Source organism: Thomasclavelia sp. (assembly GCF_017889095.1).
GTDB lineage: Bacteria > Bacillota_I > Bacilli_A > Erysipelotrichales > Coprobacillaceae > Thomasclavelia.
This window is the reverse complement of the sequence record NZ_JAGHEW010000301.1, coordinates 1-9,487: the sequence shown is the minus strand read 5'-3', so window position 1 is coordinate 9,487 and position 9,487 is coordinate 1. Positions and strand designations below refer to the sequence as shown.

Annotated in this window: 8 protein-coding genes; 7 read left to right on the top strand and 1 reads right to left on the bottom strand. The window is 27.3% G+C overall.

Annotated features, from left to right (window positions below):
- The first annotated feature begins 708 nt into the window (after window positions 1-708).
- Entirely contained in the window at window positions 709-2,478 is a 1,770-nt protein-coding gene (locus J7M77_RS13265) for a P-loop NTPase fold protein (RefSeq protein ID WP_296879372.1), read from the top strand.
- 349 nt (window positions 2,479-2,827) lie between these two features.
- Here J7M77_RS13265 and J7M77_RS13260 read toward each other — a convergent pair whose 3' ends face one another.
- On the bottom strand, window positions 2,828-4,762 hold the full coding sequence (locus J7M77_RS13260) for a PTS sugar transporter subunit IIA (protein WP_296879370.1): 1,935 nt from the start codon (window positions 4,760-4,762) through the stop codon (window positions 2,828-2,830).
- A 165-nt stretch (window positions 4,763-4,927) separates the two neighbouring features.
- On the opposite strand from J7M77_RS13260, the gene J7M77_RS13255 reads away from it, so the two are divergent.
- The 6 genes from J7M77_RS13255 to J7M77_RS13230 form a co-directional block, all read left to right on the top strand.
- Window positions 4,928-5,242, top strand: coding sequence for a PTS sugar transporter subunit IIB (locus tag J7M77_RS13255; protein ID WP_296879368.1), 315 nt, complete (start codon window positions 4,928-4,930; stop codon window positions 5,240-5,242).
- 6 nt (window positions 5,243-5,248) lie between these two features.
- Window positions 5,249-6,475, top strand: a complete 1,227-nt coding sequence (locus tag J7M77_RS13250) for a PTS transporter subunit EIIC (protein WP_296879366.1) — start codon at window positions 5,249-5,251, stop codon at window positions 6,473-6,475.
- Window positions 6,476-6,487: 12 nt separating this feature from the next.
- Window positions 6,488-6,823 (top strand): PTS lactose/cellobiose transporter subunit IIA, encoded by a 336-nt coding sequence (locus tag J7M77_RS13245; protein WP_296879364.1) that lies wholly within the window; start codon window positions 6,488-6,490, stop codon window positions 6,821-6,823.
- 9 nt (window positions 6,824-6,832) lie between these two features.
- Window positions 6,833-8,308 carry a glycoside hydrolase family 1 protein gene (locus tag J7M77_RS13240; protein WP_296879362.1) on the top strand — a complete coding sequence of 492 codons (1,476 nt, stop codon included), beginning with the start codon at window positions 6,833-6,835 and terminating at the stop codon, window positions 8,306-8,308.
- A gap of 146 nt (window positions 8,309-8,454) precedes the next feature.
- Window positions 8,455-8,883, top strand: coding sequence for a VOC family protein (locus tag J7M77_RS13235; RefSeq protein WP_296879360.1), 429 nt, complete (start codon window positions 8,455-8,457; stop codon window positions 8,881-8,883).
- The coding region (locus J7M77_RS13230; protein WP_296879358.1) for a metallophosphoesterase at window positions 8,884-9,487 on the top strand (604 nt) is incomplete at its 3' end.

Here is a 9,487-nt window from a genome sequence, read left to right as displayed (position 1 = left end):
GGATTTTTAAAAATAAATTAATAGCATCAGGTTGTAGTATATAAGATTATTGAGTAAAAAGATAAAATGCTTATTGTTGTTATTTGAGATAAAGAAGATGAAGAAGTCTATTCTATAGCAAAAAAACGTATAATGAAAAATGATATATAGGCTTGCTGAGAAAGTGGAAGTTTATTTGAGTTTCCTCTTTTATTATGAAAATCAAATACATTATGTATGAGATATAAAATAAGAATAAGCCATTTATTATTAATTAAATAGTAATCGACGATACAATGGGTATTAAAATTCAACAATAGATGAAAATAAAAATTAGTTTATAGATATCAAAATAATACTTGTAACTATTATTAAGATATATTAATTTGAAAGCTTGAATTTTAAAATAAAAAATCTTTACAATATAAATGGTTATTTAAAAATTGTAGATAGTAAAACTATGATTAATTAAAATATAACTGATAATTTATAAAATTACTATTTTTAATATTGATTGTATCTATATTAGTATATTATTTCTTGCAAATTTTTTTTGATATTGTTAGTTGTTCAAATATGATTACTATAAAAAAGGAATGTTTTTAGTTAGGATTTTTCTATATGATGTTTTATTTTAACAATGTTATATGTATGAACTAATAGAAAAATTAAAATATTGATAAGGTAATGCAAGGTTTTTATAATTTTTAAACAAATGGAGGTATATTTGTGGGTAATCAAGAATTGATAATTGAAGTTATAAAGAGATATATCAAAAGTAGGCAAAGTTTAAATTCTGCAATAATGATTAAGGGAAAGTGGGGATGTGGAAAAACATACTTTGTTAAAAAAATCTTAGGACAGGAGATAAAAGATTTTCTAAAAACAGAAGATAAACGTTTATACTATATTACTTTAAATGGATTATCAAATGCTAAAGAGTTAATTGATAGAATACAGTCAATAATTGTTAGAGAAGCCTATGGCTATCTAAAAAATACAAAAGATGAACCTGAGATTATTGAAATTATAACAGGTATTGATTCTATATGTGATGAAATAAAACTTCAAGGATGGTTGAATGTTGCCCGTGGGGTGAAGAAAAAAATAGATAATGTAATTTCAAAAAATAATATAAGATCATCCGTATTTATATTTGATGATTTAGAAAGATGTACTATATCTTTAAAAGAGGTATTGGGATTTATTAATGATTTAGTCGAACATGAATTATGTAAATGTATTATTATTGCAAATGAAGAAGAAATTACTAATAATGAAGATTTTATTAAAATTAAAGAAAAATTTATTTCAAGAACAATAGAATTTATTCCAAATATAGAAGCTTTTTTAGCTAGTGAATGGCAGAGTTATAGAAATCTTCCTTTAAGCAATCTTAGTAATGAAAATTGGAAAAAATTTATAGATAGGAATATCTATCAATATAATCTTAATCTAAGAACAGTTCAAAGTTCTCTATATATCGCAAATGAAGTATATAGTATATGCATAGATAGATTGTTGAAAAATGACTTTTTCTTGAGACAAAAGGTATTATATAAATTGTTAGCTGATATATATTCTATCGAAAATTATTATAAAAACGGTAATTCAAAACCCAACAGTGAGGATGAAAGTGAAATATTAGGTATATATAAATTAGGAGATAATCTTAATACATATCTACATACTTTTAAATTTATTATTGATATTGTATATGATGGAATATATAATGAAGAAATAATTTTAAATCAAATAACTTATTATATCGATAGTATTAATATGGAGGGAAAACTTTCTCCAATTATAGAACTTAAAAATTTCTATTTTATGGAAGATGATGATATTCAAGAAAAGTTAGATTTGATACATTCGAATATTAATAAATTAAATTTGAATCAAATTTCTGACTTTTTTAATTCTTTAATACCTTTATTAGATTTGGGGTTTACATATAATCAACTTACAGACTTTAATCAGGTATTAGACTTAATTTTAGAAAAAATAGAAATCAACACTATTAAAAGTGATTATAGTTATGAATTGCTAAAATGTCATACAATTCTTGAAGGAGAACAAGCTGAAAAGTATACTTCAGCTATGGAAATGGTGAAAAAAGTATTAGAGGATAAAGAGAAAATAGATAATGAATACATTAATAAACTTTTAAATGATGTAAATTGGACAGATAAATTAAAATCAGATTTGAAACAAAATGAATACTATTATAGAAAAGAAAAAAAATATCTTTCATATTTTAATTTGGAAGATTTATTGGATAAAATAAAAAATTCTTCAAATAAACAAATAGTAGAGTTTAGAGATATATTATATGCTTTGTATAGAAGAAATTATTGTAAAGATTCTTTTACTTATGATGATGAGACAGCAAGATCATTGATCAATATGTTGAAATCAATAGAAGTTAATAAAAAAATAAATAAATTAACTATTAATTATATCATTAATGATTTGGAAGAAAGTTTTCCTAAAGATTAAAAAGAGATAAAATGGAAATAAAAATTAGTAAAAAGATATGTAATTATATAAAAAATTGTTTTAATTTATCTTTTAAAGCGTGTATTTTTGTTTGATAAGTATGGCATATATCTTGTCTAACAATGGATAGATACCGCTAATTACAATAAATCATAAACTTATAATAGTGATATTTTAGTTAAAGAAGTCAATCTGAACACTGGGAAACTGTTTAAGCTTATAAACAAAAATTTAATGAGGGTTAAACGATGGTTTAAATCAAAGCAAAAAAGTTGTAAAAATTGAAAAAAGAGCATGGGCTGTTTATTTTGTTACAGCCCATCGTTTTTGTACAAATGATAATGAGAATTTATTTGGATTCAGAAAACAATTTATTAATTAAGTTAAAGAAATCTTCAAAGTTTTTAGCAGTTAATAGTAATTGAATATTAATTGGATCATCTAATAAACAAATTAATTGATCAAAAAAATTAGAAAAAATCTTACGGGAATTGTCATGGATGCCGATCATTGCCACAATATGAACCTCCTTATTTTTGGACCACTTAATTCCTTTAGGAAATAAAGCAATTGAAATAAAACTTTTATTAGTATTCTTTCCTGTAAGTGAATGGGGAACAGCAATGTCATGAAAAGCGGTTGCTGAAAGTTCTTCACGATTAATAACATCCTCATAGAAATCCGCTTTAGTATAACCTAAATTATTTAAATCTTTGGTCATTTGAAATAATAGATCTTTTTTGGTAGTAAATGCGGGATTATGATAAAATAGTTTTTCATCAAAGAAATTTAAGATATAACCTTTTAGTTCATGACGCTGTTTGTCATTTAGAATTTCATTAATAACAGTTTCTAATTTTAAATAATCTTCTTCTTTGGGAAATGGTTTGATATAAACGGATTTAGTTTTTAATTGACTATGAACACCAGTTGCTAAAATAAGTAAATCAATTTTAGGGTCAATCTTATCAATATAATTATTAACTGTAGAGATACTGGTAATATTAATTTTATCGTTAAAACGTTGTTTTAAATTATGTAAAGTTATTTTATAAAAATCATAGTATTCAATATATACAAATGCACAATTAACTTTAGCTAACCAGGTATATGAATTAGTTTCAAAATAAGAACCGATATGAAAAGAAATAAAGGCAATTTCATCTTCATTTAAATTAATTTCATAATTTTGTTTTAATTGCTGAGCAATAAAAACAGCAATATCATAAACTAATGGATAAGCCATTTTGATCGTACTAGCAAGAGGATTTTTTACATTAAAATTATTTCTGTTTCTAAAAAAGAGATTTTGAATATGTAAAATAAATTTAGTGATAAAACTTTCTTTAAATGGCGATAGATAATAATTTTCTTCAACTTTATAAATAATCTCTCTAGTTATTTCAATATATTTTTTATCAACATAATGATAAATATTGTGAAGATTAAGATTATCATAATTAAGATTACCAATATGATTAATATTGTTTTCAATAATTAATGAGATATTAATTAATTCTGCCTGATTAAAAGAAACACCATATTCTTCTTTAAAATAATCATTGATTAGTAGTGCCATTTTATAACTGTTAAGCAAAACAACATCTTTATTTTCTAACTGCTGGGTTAATTCATTACCAGTTTCCACCCGATTTAAAATAATAATTAAATGTAATGTTAGATTATTAAGAGTGAAGTCATTATAGGTATAATCAAACTGATTAATTATCTTTTTTAATTTAGCTTGAATCTCATAATAATTATAAGACATATCAAATAAATGAAAACCTTCTTGAAAAAAGTTAATATCAAATGAATATTTTGCAATAAAGGGATACATAAATTTTCTTATTGCTTCTTCATTACCTTCTAGTTTTACCATGTTTTGTTTTCTAATTATTGAAAGTTTATATTTTTCAATAATTAAACGAATTGCCTGAATGTCTTTTTTAATCGTTGTTTCACTGACAAATAATTCATCGGAAAAATCGAAAAGATCATAGCCATTTAAATGGGTAAGTAGTTTTTGAATAATGTAATTACGACGATTATCTTGATCACTAGTAAGTTTAAAAGCTTTATTAGCGATAAAGTGATCATAGTTTTTCATGTCGATTTTATAGCCTTGGACACTAGAAATGATGATTGGTTCATCGTTATTGATCGTGGCAATATGTTTTCTAATCTGACGTTTAGAAACTGCTAAGTAACTAGCTAGTTCACTTGCCTTTACCCAATCGTTACGTTGTTTTAAATAATAGATGATTTTATCGGTATTTTTCATTTTCAACAGCTCCAATATTCTTCCAATGAATTATTATGGTTTTATTTTATAGTATGGCCATAATTCCAACAAATATAAGTAAGTTCCTCATAGGGGAACTTGTCTTTATTTGTAGCTAAAAATCTTGCTTGTTATGATGTGGTTAGAAAGAAAGGAGAGCGTATGATGAAAAAGATTTTATTATGTTGCGGTTGTGGAGCCTCTAGTGGCTTTATGGCTAAAAATGCCAGTAGTGTGGTAAAAAGAAGGGGGTTAGATTTTAGTATTCGTGCTCGAAGTGAATCGGAAGTAGAAGATTATTTAGATGAGGTTGATTTAATTATGGTAGGTCCGCACTTTAAACATCGCTATGATTCAATTAAAGAAATTGCTGATGAGTATAATGTTCCCGTAGTTTTAATTGATGGAGCAGTTTATGGAGCATTAGATGGTGATGGTTTAGTTGATCAAATTATAGAAACTTTAAATATAAAGGAGTGATAAAAAGTGAAAAAGTTTATGGCATTTGTGGAAAAAAATATAGCACCAATGATTCGAAAAATAGGTGATAATATTTGGATCAGTGCTACTCAAGAAGCAATTTTAGCGGCCGTTCCCGCGACCTTAGTAGGTTCAGTGGCAACCTTAGTTGGTGTTTTTAGAAGTTTTGGCTTGACGTTTTTACCTGATCTTACGATGTTAAGTAATTTTTCGTTTGGATTATTTGGTTTGTTTTTAGCTTACCAGTTACCTTGTGTCATCATGGAAAAAAAGCGCCATCGTAAAATAGCCAGGCAAGCTGGGCTGGCAGGTCTAGGATTATTTTTACTGCTAGTATATCCAAGTTATGATGAAGCCGGAAATTTAATTTTAGTTTCTTCAAATTTAGGAGCAGGTGGGATGTTAAATGCCCTTGTTTCAGGGTATCTTACCGCAGTAGTTTTTAATTTGTTTGCAAGTCATTCATTTTTTAAAGAAGATTCTTCATTGCCTTCTTTTGTAATTACCTGGTTTGATTCAATTATTCCTTGGACATTATGTTTATTGTTTGGAATTACTTTAACTTTCACATTAAAATTTGATTTGATTGAAGAAATTCGTTCTTTATTACTTCCAATTTCAACTTTTTCACAATCATTTGGTGGCTTTTTACTAGTTATATTATTGATTTTATTTATGTATTCATTTGGAATTTCAGCTTGGATTATTTTTCCATTACTATCACTTATCTGGATGGAAGGTCAAAATGCTAATGTGGCTTTAGTAGCCCAAGGATTAGAAGCCAGTAATATCCATACTTATGAAGTATTTCAAATGTGTTTTATTGGAGGTCAGGGGGCAACTTTGACGTTATGTATTTTTATGGCTTTTCTAGCACGATCAAAACGGGTGAAGACAGTAGGTCGAGCAGCTTTGATTCCATCAATTTTTAATATTAATGAACCGGTTGTTTATGGAGCGCCAGTAGCTTTTAATCCAACTTTGATGATTCCGTTTTGGGTAGCTGGGTTAGCTAATGCGTTAATTGTTTGGGTTGCTTTTGCTTCAGGTTTTTGTGCCGTACCGATTGAGCCATTTAGAATGACGATGCCATCTATTTTATATGCACCACTTGCTTTAAAATCAATCACTGGACTTATTTTACATCTAGTTTGTTTTGTCGTAACAGGTCTTATTTATTATCCATTTTTTAAGGTTTATGATAAACAATGTTGTTTAGAAGAAGAGAAATAATGGAGAAAAGATATGAAAGAGTATAGTGTTGATTATTTAAATAAATTAGCAATGGAAATTATTTTATATGCCAGTGAATGTCGGGATTTTATTAGCGAAGCATTTACTTGTGCGATTCAAGAAAATGGTGATTTTGATAAAATCAAGACACTTTTAGTTCAAGCTAGAGAAAAAATTACCCAGGCTCATAAATTACAAACAGATGTTATTCAAAGTACAGTATATAATGATCATCAAAAAATCACGATGTTATTTATTCATGGACAAGATACATTAATGACAGTAAGTTCAGAATTGTTTGTTTGTGAAAATATTTTACAATTATACTATCAAAAAATGATCAAATAGGAGGTTAATATGAACGGTTTTCCAAATGATTTTTTCTGGGGTGGAGCTACTTCAGCGGCTCAAATTGAAGGAGCTTATAACCTTGATGGTAAAGGACTTAGCGAATGTGATTGTAAAACGGCGGGGTCTTTTAGTAAAAGACGGCAAATTACTTATATAGATAACAATGGCAAATGTGTAAGTACTGATGCCAGTTTAGGAAAAAAATTGCCTCAAGGAGCTATCCTTGGTGTTAGTGATGATTATTTTTATCCAAGTCATGAAGCAATCGATTTTTATCATCATTATCAAGAAGATATTGAATTATTCGCAAAAATGGGTTTTAAGATGTTTAGAATGTCAATTTCATGGACCCGTTTATATCCTGAAGGAATTGAAGAAAAACCTAATCCTAAAGGGATTGCATTTTATCATAATGTTTTTAATGAATTACATAAATATAATATTGAACCATTAGTAACCTTATATCATGGTGATTTACCATTACATTTAGTAAATCATTATGGTGGCTGGTCAAATCGAAAATTAATTGATTTATTTATGAAGTTTGCTCAAACATGTTTTATGGAATTTAAAGGATTAGTAAAATACTGGTTACCATTTAATGAGATGAATGACTATTTATTAATGTTAGATATGTTTGATAATGTATCGAATCAAGAAAGTCATCAGGAAAGTTTTCAAATTATTCATAATATGTTAGTAGCTAATAGTCGAAGCGTCCAATTAGCTCATCAAATTGATCAGGAAAATAAAGTAGGAGCGATGATTTGCGGAATTCCTCATTATCCTGGCAGTCAGGATCCATTAGATATTTTAGAAACGAGATATCGATTTGAAAAGGGGATTTATTATACCGGTGATGTAATGTGTTTTGGTAGATATTCACCATTTTCAAAGCGACTTTGGAATCAATATGAAGTAAAATTAAATACACTACCTCAAGATTTTAGTGATTTTGAAAACGGAAAAGTAGATTTTTATACTTTTTCTTATTATATGTCCAATATAGTTACGACTCATGAAGTCAAAGATATAGTCCAAGGTAATTTTGCAAACGGGGCTAGAAATCCTTATTTACAATATTCCAAATGGGGCTGGGCTTATGATCCGCTTGGCTTGCGTTATTTTTTAGAAATTATTTATGATCGCTATCACTTACCAATTATTATTTCCGAAAATGGTTTAGGTGCTCAAGATCAAGTAGAAAAAGATGGCAGTATTCATGATGATTATCGTATCAAATATTTACAAGATCATTTGCATGAATGTAAAATTGCAATCAACCATGGAGTAAACTTAATTGGTTATACTATGTGGGGATGTATTGATTTAGTAAGTGCAAGTACTGGAGAAATGTCAAAACGTTATGGTTTTATTTATGTTGATCGTGATGATCACGGTAAAGGAACTAATCAGCGGTTCAAGAAAGATTCGTTTTATTGGTATCAAAATGTAATTGCAACTAATGGTAGTGATTTATAAAGGTATTCAAGTAATTTGAATATCTTTTATTTATAAATAATGAAAATAGCATAAATTATATCCATAAGATGTAACATAAAAGTAGATTGTTTTTTATGATTATCTTTTCTATAATATTATTAATAAAACAAGAAAGGAAGATGATCATGAAATTAGAAACAACTTATATTTGTGTAAATGATATTAATAGATCATTAGATTTTTATCGTCAATTATTAAATCAAGAGCCATTATATGTAAATGAAGATCGCTGGATAACTTTTGATTGTGGTAATTTTCTATCCCTTTATAATTCTAAATATGATCAAAAATTGATTAAAGAAAATAAAGAATGCTTTAATCAGGCTTATCTAGATGATTTTAGCGTAGATGAAAGACTTCAAAATAATATGGTGATTTTTAACTTTACTGTTTCAAATCTAAAAGCTGAATATCAGCGGCTACAAGAATTAAATATTGGCAAATTATCAAAGATTTATTATGTTAATGTTCATCATCCTTATTATTATTTTAATATTAGTGATCCCGATGGTAATGTTTTAGAAATAACCGGAAATATCAAAGAAGGTGATTAAATGATTTATATTACAGGAGATTGTCATGGGGATTATCGTCGTTTCAATACTACATGTTTTTTTGAACAAAAAGAAATGAGTAAAGATGATTATGTCATTGTTGCTGGCGATTTTGGCTTTTTCAAAGATGATAAAGAACAGCGTTATTGGTTAAAATGGCTAGATGCTAAACCGTTTACTACCCTATGGGTTGATGGTAATCATGAAAATTATGATTTATTAAAAAATTATCCAACTGAATCTTGGCATGGTGGTGAGGTCCAGTTTATTATGCCATCGATAATTCATTTAAAAAGAGGTCAAGTATTTGAAATTGATGGCTGTAAGATTTTTACTTTTGGTGGAGCATCTTCACATGATATATCTGGTGGTATCTTAGAAGTAGATGATCCGTTATTTTACGAAAAACGGAGGCATTTAGATAAGACCCGTCAGTTATATCGTATTAATCATCTATCCTGGTGGAAAGAAGAACTACCAAACCAGGAAGAAATGGATCAAGGATTGCTTAATTTAAAAAAACATGATTATACGGTTGATTATATTATCACTCATTGTTGTTCAACAAGTGGTCAGGCAATTTTGTCTAATGGAATGTATAAAG